This is a genomic window from Micromonospora sp. NPDC047187 (assembly GCF_040643355.1).
GTDB lineage: Bacteria > Actinomycetota > Actinomycetes > Mycobacteriales > Micromonosporaceae > Micromonospora > Micromonospora salmantinae.
In genome coordinates this window covers 105664-127183 of record NZ_JBEYUF010000008.1, presented here as the reverse complement: position 1 = coordinate 127183, position 21520 = coordinate 105664, and the positions used below count along the sequence as shown (strand labels likewise).

Sequence of the window (21520 nt, the reverse complement as noted above, 5' to 3'; positions counted from 1 at the left end):
ACGGATGGTTGGCGGGTACCGGGTTGTTACACCGGTCAGCGGATCCCGGCGATCCGTGCACCGAAGGAGACATCGTGCACCACAACCGTCTGAAGACCGCAGCGCTGCTCGGCCTGCTCAGCGCCCTGATCCTGGCGGTGGGCTACTGGTTCGGCGGCAGCGGCGGCCTGGTCATCGCCGTCCTCGTGTCTCTGGTCATGAACGGCGTCACCTACTTCTACTCCGACAAGCTCGCACTGCGCTCGATGGGGGCGCAACCGGTCACCGAGGCGCAGTTCCCCGAGCTTTACCGGATGGTCCGGGAGTTGGCCACCGACGCCCGGCAGCCGATGCCGCGGCTCTACGTCAGCCCCACAGCGCAGCCCAACGCGTTCGCCACCGGTCGCAACCCGCAGCACGCGGCCGTCTGCGTGACCCAGGGCATCACCGAGATCCTCGACTACCGTGAGTTGCGCGGCGTGATCGGGCACGAGCTGTCCCACGTCTACAACCGGGACATCCTGATCTCCAGCGTGGCGGCCGGCCTGGCCAGCATCATCACCCTGCTGGCGAACCTCGCCTTCTTCCTTCCGTTGGGCGGCGGGGACGACGAGGACCGACCCAACCCGGCTGTGCTGCTGCTCACCCTGATCCTGGGCCCGATCGCGGCCACTGTGATCCAGTTGGCGATCAGCCGGAGCCGCGAGTTCCAGGCGGACGCCTCCGGCGCCGAGCTGAGCCGCGACCCGCTGGCGCTGGCCAGCGCGCTCCGCAAGATCGACGCGGTGGCCCGACGTCGGCCGTTGCCGGCCCAGGGCCAGCTCACCAGCACCGCCCACCTCATGATCGCCAACCCGTTCCGGGGTGGCGGCATGGCGGCGCTCTTCTCCACCCACCCGAAGATGGAGGACCGCGTCGCCCGGCTGGAGCAGATGGCCCGCAACTCGGGGCCGGTGCAGTTCCAGCGCTGACCCGCTGACCCACCTCCTCCGCCCGTACCCGGCCACGCCGGGTACGGGCGGATCGCTGTGTCGGAGACTATTCCGGTGTCCGCCTGTCAGGCAGCGGCGTTAGGGTCATAACGGCTCACGCTCATTACATCCTCGGGAGGTTCACGGTGACCGCGCTGCGTCAGTACCTGGGTGTCTGGCGGATTCCCGGCGCACCCATGCTGCTGATCACCGGCATCATCGGGCGGCTCGGAATCGGCATGACCCCGCTGGCGCTGCTCCTGGTCGTCGAGCAGGTGACCGGGCGCTACTCACTTGCCGCCATCGCCGGCGGCATCTACGCCCTCGCCGGTGCCGCGCTCAGCCCGGTGGCCGGACGGATCGCCGACCGGGTCGGCCCCAGCCCCGTCCTGCTGCTCACCGCCGTGGCCCACCCGTTGGCACTCATCGGGTTGCTGCTGGCCAGCCGCTCCGGCGACGACGCGCTCCCCGTCATCTACCTCGCCGCAGGCGTGGCCGGCGCCACCTACCCGCCGCTCACCGCCGCCATCCGAGGCGCCTGGAACGACCTGACCGGCCCCAACTCCGGCCGATACCACCTCCGCAACACCGCGCTCGCAGCCGAGACCACGCTCTTCGAAATCGTCTTCGTCCTCGGCCCACTGCTCGTCGCCGGCTTCGTCCTCGTCGCCGACGCGGCGGCCGCGCTGATCGGCGCCGCAGTGGTCACCCTGGTCGGCACCACCGCCGTGGCCCTCGGCCGGGTCATGCGCGGCTGGCGTCCGCACCCGCGGGAACACCACGCCCGTGGGCTCGGCCCGCTACGGGTCCCCGGCTTCCCGGCCCTGCTGATCTGCGTCGCCGGCCTGGGCATCGCGTTCGGGGCCGCCGGTGTGATCGTGCCGGCGTTCGCGAGCGACCACTCCACCGGCGACCCGGAGAGCCTCGCCGGCGTGCTGCTCGCGGTCTGGGGCGTCGGCAGCGCCATCGGTGGGCTCTGGTTCGGCGTCCGCAGGCCAGCACCGAACATGACCCGGCAGTTCGCCCTGCTGCTCGCCGCGCTGGCCGCCACCTTCGCCGTGTTCGCGGTGATGCCCACTCCGCTGGCGCTGGGTGTCGCGCTGGTCGCCGGCGGGGCCACCATCGCGCCCGCGCTGACCCTGGAGAACACCCTGGTCGGCCGGATCGCCCCGACCGGCATGTTGAACGAGGCGTACACCTGGGTGGTCACCGTCGCGGTGGCGGCGAGCGCCGCCGGCGGCTCGATCGCCGGCGTGATCGTGGACCACGCCGGCGGTGTCCGCTGGGCGTTCCTGTTCGCCGGGGCTGCGGTCGCCGTCGGGGCCGCGGTCGCCGCGCTACCCGCCGGGCCCATCGCCCGCGCGGAAACGACGGCGGTACGCGCCGAACACCCAGTTCCCGTCTGACGGTGGTAATTCGGTCGGCTCGCGTCGCCCGGCCGGTCAGTGCCGTGGTCGGTCCGTGCCGTGGTCGGTCCGTGCCGTGGTCGGCCGTGCCTTGGTTTGTTGTTCTTGATCGACTCGGGTTCCTGAAAGTCGCGGGGTCCCAGTCGCCGGGATGCCCCGACTTTCAGGAACCCGAGTCGATCTCAGCCGGACGCGCCGCGGCCGGGGACCGGATCGCTGGGGACAGGCGTCAGCGGTAGTTGTTGAACTGGAGGGCGACGCCGAAGTCCTCGCCCTTGAGCAGCGAGATGACAGCCTGGAGGTCGTCCCTCTTCTTGCCGGTGACCCGCAGCTGGTCACCCTGGATCTGCGCCTGCACGCCCTTGGGGCCCTCTTCGCGGATCTTCTTGCTGATCGCCTTGGCCTTGTCCGTCTCGATGCCCTGGATCACCTTGCAGTCGATCTTGAAGATCTTGCCCGACGGGCGGGGCTCCCCAGCATCCAGCGACTTCAGCGAGATGTTCCGCTTGACGAGCTTCTCCTTGAACACGTCCAGTGCGGCGCGGACGCGCTCCTCGGTCTCCGCCTGAAGGCCGATCGCCTCCTCGCCAGACCAGGAGATCTCAGCGCCGGTGCCGCGGAAGTCGAACCGCGTCGCAAGCTCCTTCTCCGCCTGCCGAAGGGCGTTGTCGACCTCCTGACGGTCAACCTTGCTCACGATGTCGAACGACGGGTTCGCTGCCATGTTTCTGCTCCTGCTGTCCGGCGGTCTGGGCCTGCCGTCGGCCGCCGACCAGCGGCACGACCCCCTGACCGTACCCGGTTGCGTAGGTGCCGGGGGGAGCCGCTATCCTTGCTTCCGCCGCCGCGTTACGACGCGGTGGGGTGCCCTGGCGGGTTGCCCGAGCGGCCAATGGGAGCGGACTGTAAATCCGTCGCGAAAGCTTCAGAGGTTCGAATCCTCTACCCGCCACCAGGTGCGGACACGGCCCCTGACCAGCAGAGATGCTGATCGGGGGCCGTTGTCGTTGATCTAGTCGAGTCTGGCTGAGTCCAGCCGTTGACGACTGGTTGTGGGCAGATGGTGGGCAGGTCGATCTTGCTTCTCAGGGTCCTCTGGGGCTGCGACTCTTGGCGTTGGTGGCCCGCTCGCCGGGCTGGCATAGCCCCGCGCGCTTAGCGACCGGCTGAGGGCTCCGGGTTGGCATCTCGCTGGCCGTGGGAGGTAGGCCGAGGGCAAGCCAGTCCTGGGGTTGGACTGGCGCGGCAGTCGGAAGCCCTGGTCCGCGATCAGGTCGACTCGCCGGCTTCCGTACCGCCTGGCCATGGTCGTGCTGCGTCTAGACCAGCGGAGTTGGGGGCGGCGGTCCGGCGGCAGTCGGTGGCTCACCGCCCCGGCGCCGAAGGCAGCCGGGGCGGCTTGCCGCCGGCCGGCTCACCGCCCGCGCCGCGCGGAGCGCGGCGCCTTGACAGCCTGTGCGTACGCCTCGACGGCAAGCCCGCGGCTGCCTCCACCGTCCAGCGGAAGCGGGCCACTTTCTACAAGTGCTCGGGTACGCCGTCGAGCTGGAGCTGATTGCCTCCAACCCGGTCGACCGGGTCCAGTGGACCGCCCCCGAGGTTGCACAGTCCATCGACCGGCGGGTGGTGGCTAACCCAGCCCAGGTCGCCACGCTGCTGGAGGCGGTGATCTCTCGGCAAACGTGCCGACAAGGTCACGGCGTTCTTCGGCTGCCTCTACTACGCGGGGATGCGACCCTCGGAAGCGGCGGACCTACGGCGGACTGCGACCTTGCCGGCCGGTGCGCCGGCTGCGGGGCCGACTTCGACGACCTGTCAGCGGTCAAGCCTTCCCGGTCCTGCGACCACGAGAAGATCGAACATCGCTGGGGCCGACTGGTGCTCGCCGGCACCGCGCCGCGCGCCGGGTCGCACTGGACCGACGACGGCGGCTCCCGCGAGCGGCGCGGACTCAAGCACCGGGGGAGGGCTGAGACTCGGGCGGTCCCGATCCCGCCCCGGCTCGTCGAGCTGCTGTGCGCGCACGTTGAGAATCACGGGGTTGGCTCGGACGGTCGGTTCTTCCGGGGCCTGCACGGTGGGCCGCTTTCCGAGTCGGTCTACGACTGCTGGTGGAAGCTCGCCCGCGAGAAGGCGCTGACCGAATCGCAGGTTGCCTCGCCGCTCGTCTGCCGGCCGTACGACCTGCGGCACGCAGCGGCTTCGCTCTGGCTGAATGCCGGCGTCCCGCCGACCGAGGTAGCCCAGCGCCTGGGCCACGGCGTCGCCGTCCTCCTCCGCGTCTACGCCAACTGCATAGACGGGGGAGACGACACGATGAACGACAAGATCGGCGATGCCCTCGGATGACTCGAAGCTAGGCTTCGTCTTGGATCGGACACGGAGAGTAGCGGAACCCACGGTTGTAGCTAGGGCGATGCTAACGCTCCGTAGTTACAAACCTAAGTTCCAAATGTAAGTTTCAGGCTAGATGCTTTAGATCCGCCTCAGGTGTTGGGGCTAGACTTTGAATTACAGCGCTGAAATTAAAGTTTTCAGAGGATGGCTTGCAATCCGTGGATCTTCAAGCGTTCGCTTCGTCCCCAGCTGGGGTCCTTGTGCCCATCAGTGGCCATGACGCTCGGTATGACGAGCCCTACGATCACAAGGCGTTCCTGCCGAACCCCCTGCCAAGCCAGATCGACCTTGCGCAGGAGACGTTCCGGGATCTGACTGCATCTACGGCTGCGGTCGCGAGACTTGACCAGGCGGCGATCCGGCTTCCCAACCCCATGCTCTTGGCGAGACCGGCGATCCGGCGGGAGGCTGTCAGCACCTCAGCTCTTGAGGGCACGTACGCCGCCTTGGATGACGTGCTAGAGGCTGACTTCCTAGAGGCGGGTGAGGTCTCTGCGTCAGTCGCCGAGGTCGTCAATTACGTGCGTGCTGCTGAGATGGCGTATGAGTGGATCAAGGAACGACCGATCACCATTGGCATGCTTCGGCAGCTTCAGAAGGTTCTCGTGAAGGGGACCCGTGCTGACACGGCTGACGCGGGAGATGTCAGGAGTATCCAGGTCTTCATCGGACTCAGCGCAGGCCGAGTCACGGAAGCTCGCTTCGTGCCTCCACCGCCAGGGGACCAGTTGAGGGCGGGTTTTGAGGCGTGGGAGAACTGGATCAACACCAAGGATGACCTTCCGCTGATTGCAAAGATGGCGCTGGGTCATTACCAGTTTGAGACGTTGCACCCGTTTAACGACGGTAATGGGCGCCTTGGACGTTTGGTCTGCGTGCTCCAGTTGGCGACGGAAGGTGAGTTGCGAGTCCCCGTTCTGAATCTCTCGCCCTGGCTTGAGGTGCGAAGGCGGGAGTACCAGGACCACCTCCTTGAGATCAGCATGACGGGCAGGTTCGATCAGTGGATAAGGTTCTTCTCGGAGGCTGTACGAGCGCAGGCTGTCCTGGCAGTGGAGCGCATCGATGCGCTACTTGACTGGAAGGAGCATGCGCTTGACCGACTTCGAGAGGCCAACGTACGTGGGGTGGCTGCCCGGATCGTGGAGGATCTCATCGGCTACCCGATGATCACGCCCACGACTGCATCCCAGATGTACAGCGTGTCTTATCCGGCTGTGAATACTGCCATCCGTCGGCTGGAGGGCCTAGGCATCCTCCAGGAGCGGACAGGGCGGCGCTATGCTCGCGTCTTCGCTGCGAAAGACGTACTTCGGATCATTGATGCGCGATAGCCCGGCGGCTTTCAATGGGCGTGGGCAGATGGTGGGCGGCTGACTGGTTGACGCCGGCCCGAGGGTAGTGGAACACCAGGTTCTGGGCCTGCGGTGGTCATGATCGCGGACGCCCTGTAAATCCGTCGCGAAAGCTTCAGAGGTTCGAATCCTCTACCCGCCACCAGGCGCAGAAACGGCCCCTGACCAGCAGAGATGCTGATCAGGGGCCGTTGTCGTTGTCTCGTCGCCAACTGCGTTGACGGCGAGGACGCCATGAACGGCAAGGTCTGCCGTGCACTCGATGAGCGCCCTTTTCAGCTGCCGATCTTGGTCGTGGTGTCACCGACGAGATGGCGAGCGTCGGCGATGGCGTCGCGTCGACGTCCGCTGTCGTTGTGCTGGTCTGCTTGTGCCCGTTATAGGCGGCGTCAACGTAGTCGTTGCGTTGGTTGGCGAGATGCCGGCGAGGATCGCGAGGGTCGGACCTTCCACGCCCGCTGTCAGGCAGTCGCCTGCGGCCGAGATCGCGTCGGCCGCCGTGCTCGGTCTGGCGCTCCACGGGCTGCGGGTCATGTTCCGGGCGTTGCGGTGATCCTGTCGGTGGGTCTGCCGCCAGGTTGGCGCTCGAGTTCGTGGCGGATTTGACCTACGTCAGAACACGCTCTATCTGCTGTCATCGATGCCAAGTGTGATGTTAGCTGCGCATCCGCTGCTCGTGGTCAGCGCCCATGTTGCTCTCCGCCCACTGAAATGAACCCGACGAAGGGCTGGCGGGATGGCGAGGAGCCGGTATGGTGGTCGATGGCCGGATGGAGGCGCGAGTTTGTCGCGGGCTGTTGAGGTGTTGCTGAGGGTGACCGCCAAGCCGGATGTGGCGAGTGTCTACAGCTGGACCCGAATTGCGTTGAAGGTCGTATTCAACGCTGCGTGAAGCGGTGAACCACCCCGCAAGCTTGTGATCTGGTCCAGTGCGTTGGGGGCGGTAGGCCGAACGGCGGGAAGTAACAGACGGTGGGGCCAGTCGGGCGACCACCACTTCTCTGGCTGCCCGCGCTGTGGCACGATCGTGGAACCTCCATCAACGCTGTACATCTCCCGACAGGAGCGATCATGTCTGGTCGAAGGCTAGGCCGACTCGGTGGGTCTCTCCTCCTTGTTCTCGCTGCCGCCGCCATCGTCGCCTTCCCCGCCGGCCTCTTCGACAGCAGTGCCAGCGGAGCTCAGGCCATCGATCTCATCTGGACTGTCGTTCCGGAGAACACTGTCTTCGGCAGTGGTCGCTGACTGGTTCAGCTCATCCCCACTCAAGAGCGGTAAACCGCAGGCGCCGTAGGGAGCGGTATGGCTCCGCGTGATCGATCGCGACGTCGTTCGGCGGATCGTGCCTGGTTCATCACCGCGCCGCTGGTGTTCTTCGCAGCGATCTGTTCCATGGTCACGGGGCTGGTGTCGTCCCAGCCTCTCGGTGAATGGCTTCTCGCGCTCCTGTTGCTGGTCGCCATGGCCGCCGTTGGCATGCCGGTCCTCAACTTTGTCGTCCGGCGGCAGTCGTTCGGCATGACCCTGACCGAGATTCCGCTGGTGCTGGCGCTCTTTCTGCTGCCACCGCTGACCGTCGTCGCCATCTACACGGTGGCGTCGATGCTCACGCAGACGCGGCACCGGTTCGCGCCCGTCAAGTTCTGGTTCAACGTGGCCAAGGCGGCCGCCGGGACCTCTCTCGCCGTCCTCCTCCTTCAGGCGCTACCGCCCTCGAAGGAGGTGGACGACCCCGGCACCTGGCTGAGTCTTTTCGCGGCCGTAACCGCGGTGATTCTCGTCAGCCTTGCGGGCATCGTCGGCGTGCACACCCTCCTACAGGGCTGGCAGGCGGGACGGGACTCTCTGCGTACCGCACGCCCCGCCCTGCTCACTGCGGCGATCAACGTCTCGCTCGGTCTGATCATCCTGATCGCCGTCACGACCACCTGGTGGTCGTTGGTGCTGCTGGTCGCACTCGGTGTGGCCCTGGTCCTGGTCTACCGCTCCTACGCGGAGTTCTTCCGGCAACACCGGACGCTGGCCGCGATGTACGACCTGACCCGCGCAATCGGGGAGCGCGGCCAGGACGGGACGCTCGTCGACGCTCTCCTGGGTCGGGTCCGGGCCCTGATGCAGGCCGAGTACGCGACTCTGTGGCTGCCGGCCCTGGGCCGCCACCCCGAGGTGTTGCTCACCGCCAGGGTTGACGATTCGGGTCTGCTCGACGTCGTACGGACGCCGGCTTCCCTCCGCCAGCGAGCCGCAGGTGAGGGGCGGACCATCGCGGTGGGGCGCGCCTTCGACGAAGAGTCGAACGAGCGCCAGGCCCTGAGCCACGGCAAGATCAAGGACGTCATCGTCGTGCCGCTCCGGTCCGGCCAGGCGGTCATCGGCACCCTGGAGGTCGCCAACCGGCTCAGCGACGTCGGTCACTTCACGCCCGGCGACATCCCCGTCTTCGAGACGGTGGCGGCGCACGCGGCCGTGGCCCTGGAGAATTCGCGGCTGGTCGACCGGCTCCGGCACGACGCGCACCACGACACGTTGACCCGACTGCCCAACCGGCGACGGATCACCGGAGCACTGGACGAGTCGGTCAAGATCCGCGCGCCGGGCGAGGTGGTGGCGCTGCTGCTCTTCGACGTCGACGGGTTGCGCCAGGTCAACGAGTCCCTGGGGCACGCGGCCGGGGACAAGGTCCTCACCGAGGTCGCCAGTCGGTTGCGGGCCAGCGCGCCGTCGTCGGCTCTGGTTGGCCGTGCCGGCGGGGACGAGTTCCTGGTGACGCTGCGGTTGGAGAGTGCTGAGGCCGCGCTCGAGTTGGCCGCCCAACTGCGCGACCAGATCCGCGACGAGATGGTCTTCGACGCGCTCACCCTCGACGTGGACACCGCCGTCGGGGTGGCCGTACACCCGGATCACGGCAGCGACGCGGCGACCCTGCTGCTTCGGGTCGACCTCGCCGCCACCGCGGCCAAGTCGGTGCCGGGCAGCGTGCAGCTGTTCAATCCCGCGCTGGAGTCCCGTTCACTGCGCCGGTTGGGTCTGGCCGGCGATCTGCGCCGGGCACTGGACCAGGACGAGCTGGAGGTCTACTTCCAGCCCAAGGTGACTCTGCGGGACCGGCGCCTGGTGGGTGTGGAGTGTCTGGCCCGCTGGGAGCACCCGGCGCACGGCACGGTCGCGCCCGAGGATTTCGTGGCGGTGGCCGAGCACACCGGTCAGTTGAGCCGACTCACCGAGGTGGTGCTCCGGGAGGGCCTTCGGCGCAGCCGGGACTGGGCGCTGGCCGACCAGCCGCTGCCCATCGCGGTCAACCTCTCGGCCCGTACGCTCATCGACCGGGACTTCCCGGACCGGGTCCAGGAGTTGTTGACCGAGTACAAGGTGCCGGCACAGCGCCTCACCCTGGAGATCACCGAGTCGGGGGTGCTGGACGGCACGGACCGGCCGATCCCCACCCTGCAACGGCTGCGGGATCTCGGCGTACGACTGTCGGTGGACGACTTCGGCACTGGTGACTCGTCTCTGGCGCACCTGCGCCGGCTGCCGGTGCACGAGGTGAAGGTGGACCGCTCCTTCGTGCAGGGCATGGCGACCGACCCGGGGGACCTGGCGATCGTCAACGCGGTGGTCACCCTCTCCCAGCAGTTCGGCCTGGCGGTGGTGGCCGAGGGGGTGGAGAGCGAGTTGACCCTGGAGCTTCTGCAGGACATCGGCTGCGAGATCGGGCAGGGTTTCCTGTTCAGCCGGCCGCTGCCGTACGAGCGGTTGGCTGCCTGGTTCGGCGCCCAGGTCGAGCCGGAGACGGCCACGAACGGAGAGCTGCCCCGCCTGCGTGTTGTGCCCTGAACAGGGCGCGGACGATCACCGGGGATCCGATTTCACCTGTCGAGCCGGGCCGTGTACTCTTACTCCTGCGCGCCCCACGGGGAGATCGCGCAGGCCCCCTTAGCTCAGTCGGCAGAGCGTCTCCATGGTAAGGAGAAGGTCTACGGTTCGATTCCGTAAGGGGGCTCGAGGGTTCAGCTGGACCCATCGCAGCGGTGTAGCTCAGATGGTAGAGCAAGCGGCTCATAATCGCTGTGTCGCCGGTTCAAGTCCGGCCACCGCTACTCTCGTCTTCCGGGCTCGTTGCCGGTGGTCGTAAGAATGGGCGCTTCTGGCGCCCACTTTGCATGTCCGCGCTGTCAGCGTCTAGGCTGGCGCGTCGTAGTTGTTTCCGTTAGCGAGGAAGGCACTCCGCCGTGGCGAAGGCTACCGATGTCCGGCCGAAGATCACTTTGGCGTGTGTGGAGTGCAAGGAGCGCAACTACATCACGCGCAAGAACCGCCGCAACGACCCCGACCGCATCGAGCTGAAGAAGTTCTGCCCGCGTGACGGTCGGCACACGGTCCACCGCGAGACCCGCTGACTGCTGGCCGGCCTCAGGGCCGGCCGTTGTCGAAGCTTTCCGATCGCCGATCTGACCGGTTTGGTGCGGCTCCGCCGCCGCCTGCCGATCAGGTCGGCGATTGGGCTTTCCGTGTAGGTTCGCGGCATGCCTCTGGACCCTTCCTTCGTCGGCCGGACGTATCCGCCGACCGCCCCCTACCAGGTGGGCCGAGAAAAGATCCGCGAGTTCGCCGGCGCCATCGGCGCCACCGACCCGGCCCACCACGACCCGGAGGCCGCGCGGGCGCTGGGCCACCCCGACGTGGTGGCCCCGCCGACCTTTCCGGTGATCGTGACGATGGCCGCGAGCAGCCAGATCATCGAGGACCCGGCCCTGGGTGTCGACTACAGCCGCCTGGTGCACGGCGACCAGCGCTTCGCGTACACCCGGCCGGTGGTCGCGGGCGACGAGCTGGTCTGCACCAACACCATCGAGGACGTCAGCACCAGGGGTGGGCACGGCTTCCTGACCACGCGCACCGACGTGAGCACCGTCGGCGGGGAACCAGTGGTCGCGGTCTGGGCCAGGTATGTCATTCGCGGGGAGGCGTGAGATGGAGTTGCCAGCTCAGACGTTTCAGGTGACCCGCGCGGACCTGGTCCGCTACGCCGGCGCCTCGGGCGACTTCAACCCGATCCACTGGAGCGACCGGGTGGCCACCAAGGTGGGCCTGCCCGGGGTGATCGCCCACGGCATGTTCACCATGGCGCTGGTCGGTCGGGCGGTCACCGAGTGGGCCGGGTCGCCGGACGCGGTGGTCGAGTACGGCGTGCGTTTCACCCGGCCGGTGGTGGTCCCCGACGATGACCAGGGGACCGAGATCGAGGTGACCGCGCGAGTCCGCGAGGTGACCGAGGACGGTCTCACCCGACTCGAGGTGACCGCCACCTGCCTGGGTGAGAAGGTGCTGTCGCAGGCGCGGGCGACCATCCGGACGGCACGCTGAATCGAGCCCGCCACGCGTGGCGGAGAGACCGGTTGGGAAAGTCGGGCGGCTACCCGTACACTGGTCCGCCGTGGGGCAAGTGACCCCTGCTCGGTCGTCTGTGGCCGGGTGGGGCGAGTGTTGCCACATAGGGGTGTAGCTCAATTGGCAGAGCAGCGGTCTCCAAAACCGCAGGCTGCAGGTTCAAGTCCTGTCACCCCTGCGCCTCAGGCCTGACCGTTCCCGTGGGTCGCGCCGCCACTTGGCGGCGTCCGGCCCGTGGTGGTGGCATCGGCGGGGTGGCTCCGAGGCAATCGGGGCCCTCCGGGTGATCCACCGGCCGCGGCCCGTCGCGGGACGGTTGGGTCCGGCCGGCGTGACCAGCGCCGCGTACGCCACTCGGCGTGCGACCCCAGATTCCGCGACGGAGGGCGAAGTGGCCGACAACAAGCGGCGCGACGACGACGGCGACGATCGTCTGGACGACGAGATCGTCGACGACGTGGCCGACGACGACGCCTCCGGCGCGGACGAGCCGGTTTCCCGGGGAGGCACCGCCACGCGGTCGCGTGCCCGGGCGGAGTCGGCGGACAGCCGGCCGACCACGCGGTCGGAAACGGGTCGGGTGGGCGTCTTCGGCCGCATCGCCCGGTTCTTCCGCGAGGTCGTAGCTGAACTGCGTAAGGTCATCTGGCCGACCCGCAAGGAGTTGCTGACCTACACCGCCGTGGTGGTGGCGTTCGTCGCGGTGATGCTGACGATCGTGGGTGTGCTGGACTTCGGCTTCGCCAAGGTCGTGTTGTTTGTCTTTGGCAACTCGGACTGACCGGCTGCCTCCAGCCATAGTGACGGAAGTGAGCGAGCGTGCCTGAGTACGACGAGACCGCCGGACCGGTGGACGAGCAGTCCACGGTCGCGACGGCGGCTGGTGACGAGTCGGTCGAGGCCGCCAGCGAGCCGGAGTTCCCTACGACCGAGCCCGCACCGGACGAGGACTACGACCCTGTCGCGGAGCTGAGGCAGAAGCTGCGCTACGCGCCGGGTGACTGGTACGTGGTGCACTCGTACGCCGGCTACGAGAACAAGGTCAAGACCAACCTCGAGACCCGGATCACGAGCCTCGACATGGAGGAGTTCATCTACCAGGTCGAGGTGCCGACCCGGGAAGAGGTCGAGGTCAAGAACGGTAAGCGTTCGCAGATCCAGGCCAAGGTCTTCCCGGGTTACATCCTGGTCCGGATGGAGCTGACCGCCGAGTCCTACTCCTGTGTCCGGAACACCCCGGGTGTGACCGGCTTCGTCGGCGCGACCGACCGGGCAGACCGGCCTGCTCCGCTCTCGCTCGACGAGGTGCTGAAGTGGCTGGCGCCGGCTGTCGAGACCGAGCAGAAGAAGTCGAAGCCGGAGATCAAGGTCCTCGACTTCGAGGTGGGCGATTCCGTCACCGTCACCGACGGCGCGTTCGCGTCGCTGCCGGCCACGATCAGCGAGATCAACGCCGACCAGCAGAAGCTCAAGGTGCTGGTGTCGATCTTCGGTCGTGAGACTCCGGTGGAGCTCAACTTCAACCAGGTCGCCAAGATCTGATTGGTCGTCGGCGGCGGGCCCGGCCCGCCGCCGACGTCGGCGTACGCGCTCTCGCTCGACCTCGGCGGACGAGTGGGCTGCGGCCTGCGCTACTCTTGAATGTCGCCGCTGTCGCACCGCGCTGACCGTGCGCGCCCGAGGGCGGCGACAGCCGCATTTTCCCAGCTCCAAGCCCCAGGAAGTGACATGCCTCCGAAGAAGAAGCTCGTCAAGACGTTCACGCTTCAGTTGCCGGCGGGCCAGGCCACGCCGGCGCCGCCGGTCGGCCCCGCGCTCGGCCAGCACGGCGTGAACATCATGGAGTTCTGCAAGTCCTACAACGCGCAGACCGAGTCTCAGCGGGGCGACATCGTCCCCGCCGAGATCAGCGTGTTCGAGGACCGGTCCTTCACGTTCGTGCTGAAGACCCCGCCCGCTGCCCGGCTGCTGATCAAGGCTGCCGGTGTGCAGAAGGGTTCGGGTGTTCCGCAGTCCGAGAAGGTCGGCTCGGTCAGCCGCGCCCAGCTGCGTGAGATCGCCGAGAAGAAGATGGCCGACCTCAACGCCAACGACATCGCCCAGGCCGAGAAGATCATCGCCGGCACCGCCCGGTCGATGGGCATCACCGTCAACGACTGACGTAGGCCCCGGCCTTCGATCCGACCGTGGGAGGGCTCGCGCCGAGCGGCCCGCCAGAGACCACAGGAGTAATCAGCAATGCAGCGCAGCAAGAGCTACCGCAAGGCCGCCGATGTCATCGACCGGTCGAAGCTCTACACCCCCACCGAGGCCGTGAAGCTGGCCAAGGAGACCACCAACGTCAAGTTCGACGCCACGGTCGAGGTCGCCATGCGCCTCGGCGTCGACCCCCGCAAGGCGGACCAAATGGTCCGCGGCGTGGTCAACCTGCCGCACGGCACCGGTAAGACCGCCCGCGTGATCGTGTTCGCCAGCGGCGCGAAGGCCGAAGAGGCCGCCGCCGCGGGTGCGGACGAGGTGGGCACCGATGAGCTGGTCGCCCGCATCCAGGGTGGTTGGCTCGACTTCGACGCGGCGATCGCCACGCCGGACCAGATGGCCAAGATCGGCCGGATCGCGCGGATCCTGGGCCCGCGCGGTCTCATGCCGAACCCGAAGACCGGCACGGTGACCATGGACGTCACCAAGGCGGTGCAGGACATCAAGGGCGGCAAGATCACCTTCCGGGTGGACAAGCACTCCAACCTGCACCTGATCATCGGCAAGGCCTCCTTCACGGAGACCCAGCTGGTGGACAACTACGCTGCGGTGCTCGACGAGGTGCTGCGTGCCAAGCCGTCCGCGGCCAAGGGCAAGTACCTCCGCAAGGTCATCCTGACCACCACGATGGGCCCGGGCGTCCCGGTCGACCCGAATCTGGTGAAGAACCTTCGGGAGGACCAGGCCGACGCCTGAGTCGACAGATCGCTCCGCCGGGGCGCCGCCACGACAGTGGCGGCGCCCCGGCGCGTTCCAGGTGTGGCAGGCTCGACGCCATGCGGCTGGAGAACGTCTGGTTGCGGTACCACCGGCGCGGGCCGTGGGTGCTGCAAGGCATCGACGTGCGGATCGGTCCCGGCGAGGTGGCGATCGTGCTGGGCCGCAACGGGGTGGGTAAGTCGACACTGCTCCAGGTGGCCGCGGGGGTCCTCCGCCCGGGCCGGGGCCGGGTCACCGACCGGCCGGCGCGGGTGGGCTGGGTGCCGGAGCGTTTCCCCGCGGACCAACCGTTCACGGTGGCCCGCTATCTGACCGGGATGGCCCGGGTGGCGGGTCTGGGCAGGGCTGCGGCCGACGAGGCCGTGACCTCCTGGACGGACCGGCTCGGGCTGTCCGCCTTCCGCTCGGTCCGGCTGCCGGAGCTGTCCAAGGGCACCGCGCAGAAGGTCGGCCTGGCCCAGGCGCTGCTGCGCCCACCGGGCCTGCTGGTGCTCGACGAGCCGTGGGAGGGGCTGGACGCCGCCACCCGCGAGTTGGTGCCCGAGCTGATCGCCGAGGTGCTCGCCGCCGACGGGTCCGTCCTGGTCAGCGACCACCGCGGCGAGACGGTCCGGCTCCCGGCCGCGCGCCGCTGGTTGGTGGCCGACGGCTCGCTCTCCGAGGAGACGTCGTCGACGGACGAGACGATCGCGGTGGTCGAGGTAGCGGTGCCGGCCGCGCGGGTTGCCGGCACCGTCGCCCGGTTGCGCGCCGAGGGCCACCAGGTGCTGCGGGTACGCTCCGACGCCTCCACCGCCGCGTCCCAGGCCCTACCCGTCGAGCCGCTCCGGTCGGCCGGTGGCGCCCGACCCGCCGAGCCGTCGCTGGGGATGGCCGGGGAGCTGACGGCGGAGCAGCCGGAGGCCGCTGACGCCGCTGTCGAGTCGGCAGCGGGGGAGACCCGGTGAGCGCCCTGGTCCGGATGCGGCTGGCCGGTTTCCTGCGAACCGGCCGGGCGTTGGCGCCGTTGCTCGCCGGCCTGATCACGCTCGGCACCCTCTACGGCGGTGGCCGAGCCCAGCCGGCGGAGGCGTACGGGGTCTCCGCGGTCGTGCTCTTTCCGGTGCTCGCTTGGCAGACCAAGATCCTGTTGGACGTCGAGCCGGACGTGCAGCGTCGACTGGCGCAGGTGACGGTCGGAGTGGCCCGTGAGCGGTCGGCCGGGCTGCTCGCCGCCGCGGTGGCGGCGCTGGCGACGGTGACCGTCGCGCTGCTCTTTCCGTGGCTGGTCGGCGGGGTGTCCGGCCCGGTCGACCCGGGGGACCGGTCGATTCCGGTCGGGCTGGCGCTGGGATTGTGGGCACACGTGCTGGTCGTACCCGCTGCGGTTGCTCTTGGGGCGCTGGCCAGCCGGGCGTCGGTGGGCGGCGCCGGGTACGGCGTCGCGGTGTTGGCCCTCGGCGGGGTCGGCGCGGTGGTGTTCGGCCTGACCGGCTCGGTCGCCCCCTGGCTGGCACCGCCGATCATGGCGGCCGCTCGCACCACCGCCGGCGACGCCGCCGCGCTGACAGTGCTGGGGCTGAGCGGGTGGGCGTTGGCCTGGAGCGCCGCTGTCGTCGGCGGCTACCTGTGGCGTCGGCGGGCCCAGGGCTGACCGGCACTGGCGTGGGTGACGCGGCTCACCGGGCGCGATTTGGCGCTGCTGGTCGGGGCGCGTACGCTTCAACCGTCATCCGTGTTCTCATGGATGAGGAACCACCCAGAGACCGCTGGTCACCGTGTTTCGGCACGGTCGAAGGTCCCGCGACAACGGGCGACCCGCGTAGGGCGGCAAGCGTAACTCGGCAGTGAGCATGGTCCGCCGACCATGACGATCCGCCGGCCCTCGCCCCGTGCGCCCTGCGCCGGGGCTTTTTCGTTGTCGCGCTGCCTCCGCCCCCGTTCCGGCTTCGGCCGAGACGGGGACCAGCCTCGAGTAACGAGAGAGGAGGGACATGGCGGACAAGCCGATCCGGGCCGACAAGGCCACGGCCGTCGCTGAGCTGACCGAGAGCTTCCGCAGCTCGGGCGCCACCGTGCTGACCGAGTACCGCGGTCTGACGGTTTCCCAGCTCACCCAGCTTCGGCGCTCGCTCGGCGCCGATACCAGCTACACGGTCGCGAAGAACACGCTGGCCAAGCGTGCTGCGACGGACGCGGGCATCACCGGCCTCGACGAGCTGTTCACCGGTCCTACCGCGCTGACTTTCGTTTCGGGCGACGTCGTCGAGGCGGCGAAGGGGCTTCGCGACTTCGCGAAGGCCAACCCGAAGCTCGTCATCAAGGGCGGTGTCTTCGAGGGCAAGGCCATCACCGCGGCCGAGGTCACGAAGCTCGCCGACCTTGAGTCCCGCGAGGTGCTGCTGGCCAAGCTGGCCGGCGCGATGAAGGGCAACCTGAGCAAGGCCGCGGCCCTGTTCCAGGCCCCGCTGTCGAAGACCGCCCGTCTGGCGGCTGCACTGCAGGACAAGCGCGAGAAGGAGGGCGCCGAGGCGGCCTGAGGCCCCCACGGCGCACCAGTTCTTACTTAACAGAATCAGGAAAGGACGCCAGATATGGCGAAGCTCAGCACCGACGAGCTGCTCGACGCGTTCAAGGAGATGACGCTGATCGAGCTCTCTGAGTTCGTGAAGCAGTTCGAGACGACCTTCGAGGTCACCGCTGCCGCTCCGGTCGCGATCGCCCAGGGTGGTGGCGGCGGCGCCGCTGCGGCCGAGGCCGAGCCGGAGCAGGACGAGTTCGACGTCATCCTCGAGGCTGACGGTGGCAAGAAGATCCAGGTCATCAAGGTCGTGCGTGAGCTGACCGGCCTGGGCCTCAAGGAGGCCAAGGACGCGGTCGAGTCCGCGCCGAAGGCCATCCTGGAGAAGGTCAACAAGGAGACCGCCGACAAGGCGAAGGCCAAGCTCGAGGGTGAGGGCGCCAAGGTCACCCTCAAGTGACCTGACGTTCCACCAACGCGTACCCGGCTCGTGAGCTGGGACACCATCGCGTAGCGGCGGGCGGTGATCCGACACGGATCACCGCCCGCCGTTTTGGTGGATCTGGCTGCGACCGGTCCTGAGCTGGGCGCCGACCATGGGTACCCTTGACCCGAACGAGCGTGGCGGGTCGCCCTCCAGTGGGAAACAGGGGACAACCCGGAGCCCGGCCCTTGACGCGGCCCGGGGCTGCCAGGCACGCTGACACCAGCAAGACACCGCGCTTGCGACGGCCACGACGTGGGTATGACAGCGACGGCACCATCAGCCGCTGTAACCCGAGCGGCCCAGTGGGGAGTTGCGTTCTGAGCGGCCCGGCAGACCCCGGTTGACGGGGGCCGAGGCGCGCTCCGCAAACAACCTGCGGGGTGGGCTGGACAGCGGTTAGCCTCTCGGCTACACTGCTAGTTTGCGCTGCCTTCCGACTTGACCCCTGCTCGGAAATGTCCGTTTACGGATATTTCTGGTGGGGTCATTGGAGTGCACGCGTACCAGCCGTTCTGCAGCACCGGTCCTCGGAAGGACGCATCTTGGCAGCTTCCCGCCCTGCGAAGACCAGTCGTACGTCGAGCGCATTCGCTCCCCGCCGAGTTTCATTCGGCAGGATCACCGAACACCTCGAGGTCCCCAACCTCCTTGCCATTCAGAACGAGTCCTTCGACTGGCTCGTCGGCAACGAGGCTTGGCAGGGCCGGTCGGCGGACGACCCGCACGCACGATCGGGTCTCGCGGAGATCCTTGAAGAGATCAGTCCCATTGAGGACTTCTCCGGCACCATGTCGCTCTCCTTCTCAGCGCCGCGCTTCGACGAGGTCAAGGCCTCGATCGAGGAGTGCAAGGAGAAGGACCTGACCTACTGCGCTCCGCTCTTCGTGACCGCGGAGTTCACCAACAACACCACTGGCGAGATCAAGAGCCAGACGGTGTTCATGGGTGACTTCCCGATGATGACGCCCAAGGGCACCTTCGTCATCAACGGCACCGAGCGCGTCGTGGTCAGCCAGCTCGTCCGGTCTCCGGGCGTGTACTTCGACAAGCAGCCGGACAAGACCTCCGACCGCGACCTCTCCAGCGTCAAGGTCATCCCGAGTCGGGGTGCCTGGCTGGAGTTCGACATCGATAAGCGCGACACGGTCGGCGTACGCATCGACCGCAAGCGTCGGCAGGCCGTCACCGTCCTGCTCAAGGCCATCGGATGGTCGGCCGAGCGGATCCGTGAGAAGTTCGGCTGGTCCGAGCTGATGATGACCACGCTCGAGAAGGACCACATCGCCGGCGCCGACGAGGCTCTGCTCGACATCTACCGCAAGCTGCGCCCTGGCGAGCCGCCGACGCGCGAGAACGCCCAGACCCTGCTCGACAACCTCTTCTTCAACCCGAAGAGGTACGACGTCGCCAAGGTCGGGCGCTACAAGTTCAACAAGAAGCTGGAAGTTGGCGTGCCGATCACCACCGGCACGCTGACCGAGGACGACATCGTCGCCACCGTGGAGTACCTGTGCCGGCTGCACGCCGGTGAGGACGGCTACGAGGCCGACGACATCGACCACTTCGGCAACCGGCGCCTCCGTACGGTGGGCGAGCTGATCCAGAACCAGGTTCGGGTCGGCCTGTCCCGGATGGAGCGGGTCGTCCGCGAGCGGATGACCACGCAGGACGTCGAGGCGATCACCCCGCAGACCCTGATCAACATCCGCCCGGTGGTGGCGGCGATCAAGGAGTTCTTCGGGACGTCCCAGCTGTCCCAGTTCATGGACCAGACCAACCCGCTGGCGGGCCTGACCCACCGGCGTCGGCTGAGCGCGCTCGGCCCGGGTGGTCTGTCCCGGGAGCGGGCCGGCTTCGAGGTCCGCGACGTGCACCCGTCCCACTACGGCCGGATGTGCCCGATCGAGACGCCGGAAGGCCCGAACATCGGCCTGATCGGCGCGCTGTCCACCTTCGCCCGGGTCAACCCGTTCGGCTTCATCGAGACGCCGTACCGGAAGGTCGTCGAGGGTCGGGTCACCGACCAGATCGACTACCTGACCGCGGACGAAGAGGACCGGTTCGTCAAGGCCCAGGCCAACGCGCGCCTGAAGGCTGACGGCACGTTCGCCGAGGACCGGGTGCTCTGCCGTCGTAAGGGCGGCGAGACCGAGGACGTCGTCCCCGGTGCCGTCGACTACATGGACGTCTCGCCCCGGCAGATGACCTCGGTCGCGACCGCCATGATCCCGTTCCTCGAGCACGACGACGCCAACCGGGCACTGATGGGCGCGAACATGCAGCGCCAGGCGGTGCCGCTGGTCAAGGCCGAGGCGCCGCTCGTGGGCACGGGCATGGAGTACCGGGCCGCTGTCGACGCTGGCGACGTGGTGGTCGCCGAGGTCGGCGGTGTGATCGAGGATCTCTGCGCCGACTACGTCACCATCCACCAGGATGACGGCCACCGCCGGACGTACCTGCTGCACAAGTTCCGCCGCTCCAACGCCGGCTCCTGCGTCAACCAGAAGCCGGTCGTCTTCGAGGGCGACCGCGTCGAGGCCGGTCAGGTCATCGCCGACGGTCCGTGCACCGACGAGGGCGAGATGGCACTCGGACGCAACCTGCTGGTGGCGTTCATGTGCTGGGAGGGCCACAACTACGAGGACGCGATCATCCTGTCGCAGCGCCTCGTGCAGCAGGACGTGCTCACCTCGATCCACATCGAGGAGCACGAGGTCGACGCCCGGGACACCAAGCTCGGTCCGGAGGAGATCACCCGCGACATCCCGAACGTCAGCGAGGAAATGCTCGCTGACCTCGACGAGCGCGGCATCATCCGGATCGGCGCCGAGGTCGTCCCCGGTGACATCCTGGTCGGCAAGGTCACGCCCAAGGGTGAGACCGAGCTGACCCCGGAGGAGCGGCTGCTCCGCGCGATCTTCGGTGAGAAGGCGCGTGAGGTTCGGGACACCTCGCTGAAGGTGCCGCACGGCGAGACCGGCACGGTCATCGGTGTGCGCACGTTCTCCCGCGAGGACGGCGACGAGTTGCCGCCGGGTGTCAACGAGCTGGTCCGGGTCTACGTCGCCCAGAAGCGCAAGATCCAGGACGGCGACAAGCTCGCCGGCCGGCACGGCAACAAGGGTGTCATCTCGAAGATCCTGCCGATCGAGGACATGCCGTTCCTTGAGGACGGCACCCCGGTCGACATCGTGCTCAACCCGCTCGGTGTGCCGAGCCGGATGAACATCGGCCAGGTGCTGGAGACCCACCTCGGTTGGGTCGCCAAGACCGGTTGGAAGGTCGAGGGTGACGACGCCGACTGGAAGCGTCAGCTGCGCTCGATCGACGCGCACGAGTCCGAGGGCGACACCAACGTGGCCACCCCGGTCTTCGACGGTGCTCGCGAGGAGGAGATCTCCGGTCTGCTCGAGTCGACCCTGCCCAACCGGGACGGCAAGCAGCTGATCGGTCGTACCGGCAAGGCGCAGCTGTTCGACGGTCGTTCCGGTGAGCCGCTGCCGGACCCGATCGCGGTCGGCTACGTCTACATCCTGAAGCTCAACCACCTGGTCGACGACAAGATCCACGCTCGTTCGACCGGCCCGTACTCGATGATCACGCAGCAGCCGCTGGGTGGTAAGGCGCAGTTCGGTGGTCAGCGTTTCGGTGAGATGGAGTGCTGGGCGATGCAGGCGTACGGCGCTGCCTACGCCCTGCAGGAGCTGCTCACGATCAAGTCCGACGACGTGCTCGGCCGAGTGAAGGTCTACGAGGCCATCGTCAAGGGCGAGAACATCCCGGAGCCGGGCATCCCGGAGTCGTTCAAGGTGCTGCTCAAGGAGCTGCAGTCGCTGTGCCTCAACGTCGAGGTGCTCTCCAGCGACGGTGTGGCCCTGGAAATGCGCGAGACCGACGACGAGGTGTTCCGGGCCGCTGAGGAGCTGGGCATCGACCTGTCCCGGCGCGAGCCGAGCTCGGTCGAAGAGGTCTGAGGTGAGCGGTCGGGGGGGGGGGGGGGGGCCCCCCCCCCCCCCCCCCCCCAAACAAAAAAAAAAAACCCCAAACGAGGAAAAAAG

19 protein-coding genes and 4 tRNA genes are annotated in these 21520 nt (G+C 68.0%); 22 read left to right on the top strand and 1 reads right to left on the bottom strand.

Features of this window, described 5'->3' with window-relative positions; genetic code table 11:
* Positions 1-74: 74 nt before the first annotated feature.
* Together htpX and ABZ794_RS16135 are read left to right on the top strand one after the other, a co-directional pair.
* On the top strand, positions 75-950 hold the full coding sequence (htpX, locus tag ABZ794_RS16140; RefSeq protein WP_357516072.1) for a zinc metalloprotease HtpX: 876 nt from the start codon (positions 75-77) through the stop codon (positions 948-950).
* Between the two features lie 146 nt (positions 951-1096).
* Complete coding sequence (locus ABZ794_RS16135) at positions 1097-2356, top strand: MFS transporter (protein ID WP_357516070.1); 1260 nt, start codon at positions 1097-1099, stop codon at positions 2354-2356.
* A 229-nt stretch (positions 2357-2585) separates the two neighbouring features.
* On the opposite strand, the gene ABZ794_RS16130 is transcribed toward ABZ794_RS16135, so the two are convergent.
* On the bottom strand, positions 2586-3080 hold the full coding sequence (locus ABZ794_RS16130) for a YajQ family cyclic di-GMP-binding protein (RefSeq protein WP_091402478.1): 495 nt from the start codon (positions 3078-3080) through the stop codon (positions 2586-2588).
* 147 nt (positions 3081-3227) lie between these two features.
* Between ABZ794_RS16130 and ABZ794_RS16125 the strand changes: the two genes are divergently transcribed.
* The 20 genes from ABZ794_RS16125 to ABZ794_RS16030 all read left to right on the top strand — a co-directional run bounded on the left by ABZ794_RS16125 (position 3228) and on the right by ABZ794_RS16030 (position 21436).
* A tRNA-Tyr gene (locus ABZ794_RS16125) sits at positions 3228-3311 on the top strand.
* 569 nt (positions 3312-3880) lie between these two features.
* On the top strand, positions 3881-4705 hold the full coding sequence (locus ABZ794_RS16120) for a tyrosine-type recombinase/integrase (RefSeq protein ID WP_357516068.1): 825 nt from the start codon (positions 3881-3883) through the stop codon (positions 4703-4705).
* Positions 4706-4911: 206 nt separating this feature from the next.
* Entirely contained in the window at positions 4912-6087 is a 1176-nt protein-coding gene (locus ABZ794_RS16115) for a Fic/DOC family N-terminal domain-containing protein (RefSeq protein ID WP_357516066.1), read from the top strand.
* Positions 6088-7179: 1092 nt separating this feature from the next.
* Positions 7180-7353 (top strand): hypothetical protein, encoded by a 174-nt coding sequence (locus ABZ794_RS16110; RefSeq protein ID WP_238689123.1) that lies wholly within the window; start codon positions 7180-7182, stop codon positions 7351-7353.
* Between the two features lie 57 nt (positions 7354-7410).
* The gene (locus tag ABZ794_RS16105) at positions 7411-9942 is read left to right on the top strand and encodes a bifunctional diguanylate cyclase/phosphodiesterase (protein WP_210784119.1); all 2532 of its coding nucleotides are present in this window, start codon (positions 7411-7413) and stop codon (positions 9940-9942) included.
* 93 nt (positions 9943-10035) lie between these two features.
* Positions 10036-10108 (top strand) — tRNA-Thr (locus tag ABZ794_RS16100).
* 24 nt (positions 10109-10132) lie between these two features.
* Positions 10133-10205, top strand: a tRNA-Met gene (locus ABZ794_RS16095).
* 132 nt (positions 10206-10337) lie between these two features.
* The gene (gene rpmG / locus ABZ794_RS16090) at positions 10338-10505 is read left to right on the top strand and encodes a 50S ribosomal protein L33 (protein WP_007073056.1); all 168 of its coding nucleotides are present in this window, start codon (positions 10338-10340) and stop codon (positions 10503-10505) included.
* A 126-nt stretch (positions 10506-10631) separates the two neighbouring features.
* On the top strand, positions 10632-11078 hold the full coding sequence (locus ABZ794_RS16085; RefSeq protein ID WP_357516064.1) for a MaoC family dehydratase N-terminal domain-containing protein: 447 nt from the start codon (positions 10632-10634) through the stop codon (positions 11076-11078).
* Between the two features lies 1 nt (position 11079).
* On the top strand, positions 11080-11472 hold the full coding sequence (locus tag ABZ794_RS16080; protein ID WP_091402431.1) for a MaoC family dehydratase: 393 nt from the start codon (positions 11080-11082) through the stop codon (positions 11470-11472).
* A gap of 129 nt (positions 11473-11601) precedes the next feature.
* Positions 11602-11674 (top strand) — tRNA-Trp (locus ABZ794_RS16075).
* A gap of 213 nt (positions 11675-11887) precedes the next feature.
* A complete protein-coding gene (secE, locus tag ABZ794_RS16070) occupies positions 11888-12277 on the top strand; it encodes a preprotein translocase subunit SecE (RefSeq protein WP_030329860.1) in 390 nt (129 codons plus the stop codon).
* 38 nt (positions 12278-12315) lie between these two features.
* Positions 12316-13038: a transcription termination/antitermination protein NusG gene (gene nusG, locus ABZ794_RS16065; RefSeq protein WP_210784121.1), complete on the top strand. Its 723-nt coding sequence runs from the start codon at positions 12316-12318 to the stop codon at positions 13036-13038.
* A gap of 186 nt (positions 13039-13224) precedes the next feature.
* Positions 13225-13656, top strand: coding sequence for a 50S ribosomal protein L11 (gene rplK, locus ABZ794_RS16060; RefSeq protein WP_091402426.1), 432 nt, complete (start codon positions 13225-13227; stop codon positions 13654-13656).
* A gap of 78 nt (positions 13657-13734) precedes the next feature.
* Entirely contained in the window at positions 13735-14451 is a 717-nt protein-coding gene (rplA, locus tag ABZ794_RS16055; protein WP_112584802.1) for a 50S ribosomal protein L1, read from the top strand.
* An 80-nt stretch (positions 14452-14531) separates the two neighbouring features.
* Complete coding sequence (locus ABZ794_RS16050; protein WP_357516061.1) at positions 14532-15422, top strand: ABC transporter ATP-binding protein; 891 nt, start codon at positions 14532-14534, stop codon at positions 15420-15422.
* A complete protein-coding gene (locus ABZ794_RS16045) occupies positions 15419-16108 on the top strand; it encodes a hypothetical protein (protein ID WP_357516059.1) in 690 nt (229 codons plus the stop codon). Before ABZ794_RS16050 ends, ABZ794_RS16045 begins: the two co-directional genes overlap by 4 nt.
* A 340-nt stretch (positions 16109-16448) precedes the next feature.
* Positions 16449-16994: a 50S ribosomal protein L10 gene (gene rplJ / locus ABZ794_RS16040; protein WP_112584808.1), complete on the top strand. Its 546-nt coding sequence runs from the start codon at positions 16449-16451 to the stop codon at positions 16992-16994.
* Between the two features lie 54 nt (positions 16995-17048).
* Complete coding sequence (rplL, locus tag ABZ794_RS16035) at positions 17049-17435, top strand: 50S ribosomal protein L7/L12 (RefSeq protein ID WP_030489578.1); 387 nt, start codon at positions 17049-17051, stop codon at positions 17433-17435.
* Positions 17436-18004: 569 nt separating this feature from the next.
* Positions 18005-21436 carry a DNA-directed RNA polymerase subunit beta gene (locus ABZ794_RS16030; protein ID WP_091402413.1) on the top strand — a complete coding sequence of 1144 codons (3432 nt, stop codon included), beginning with the start codon at positions 18005-18007 and terminating at the stop codon, positions 21434-21436.
* The last annotated feature ends 84 nt before the right edge of the window (positions 21437-21520 follow it).

Excerpts from the sequence above, each read along its gene's own strand:
- ABZ794_RS16130 (WP_091402478.1), bottom strand. The coding sequence starts at position 3,080 with ATGGCAGCGAACCCGTCGTTCGACATCGTGAGCAAGGTTGACCGTCAG.
- ABZ794_RS16110 (WP_238689123.1), top strand. The coding sequence starts at position 7,180 with ATGTCTGGTCGAAGGCTAGGCCGACTCGGTGGGTCTCTCCTCCTTGTT.
- ABZ794_RS16105 (WP_210784119.1), top strand. The coding sequence starts at position 7,411 with ATGGCTCCGCGTGATCGATCGCGACGTCGTTCGGCGGATCGTGCCTGG.
- ABZ794_RS16085 (WP_357516064.1), top strand. The coding sequence starts at position 10,632 with ATGCCTCTGGACCCTTCCTTCGTCGGCCGGACGTATCCGCCGACCGCC.
- ABZ794_RS16080 (WP_091402431.1), top strand. The coding sequence starts at position 11,080 with ATGGAGTTGCCAGCTCAGACGTTTCAGGTGACCCGCGCGGACCTGGTC.
- rplK (WP_091402426.1), top strand. The coding sequence starts at position 13,225 with ATGCCTCCGAAGAAGAAGCTCGTCAAGACGTTCACGCTTCAGTTGCCG.
- rplA (WP_112584802.1), top strand. The coding sequence starts at position 13,735 with ATGCAGCGCAGCAAGAGCTACCGCAAGGCCGCCGATGTCATCGACCGG.
- ABZ794_RS16050 (WP_357516061.1), top strand. The coding sequence starts at position 14,532 with ATGCGGCTGGAGAACGTCTGGTTGCGGTACCACCGGCGCGGGCCGTGG.
- rplJ (WP_112584808.1), top strand. The coding sequence starts at position 16,449 with ATGGCGGACAAGCCGATCCGGGCCGACAAGGCCACGGCCGTCGCTGAG.
- rplL (WP_030489578.1), top strand. The coding sequence starts at position 17,049 with ATGGCGAAGCTCAGCACCGACGAGCTGCTCGACGCGTTCAAGGAGATG.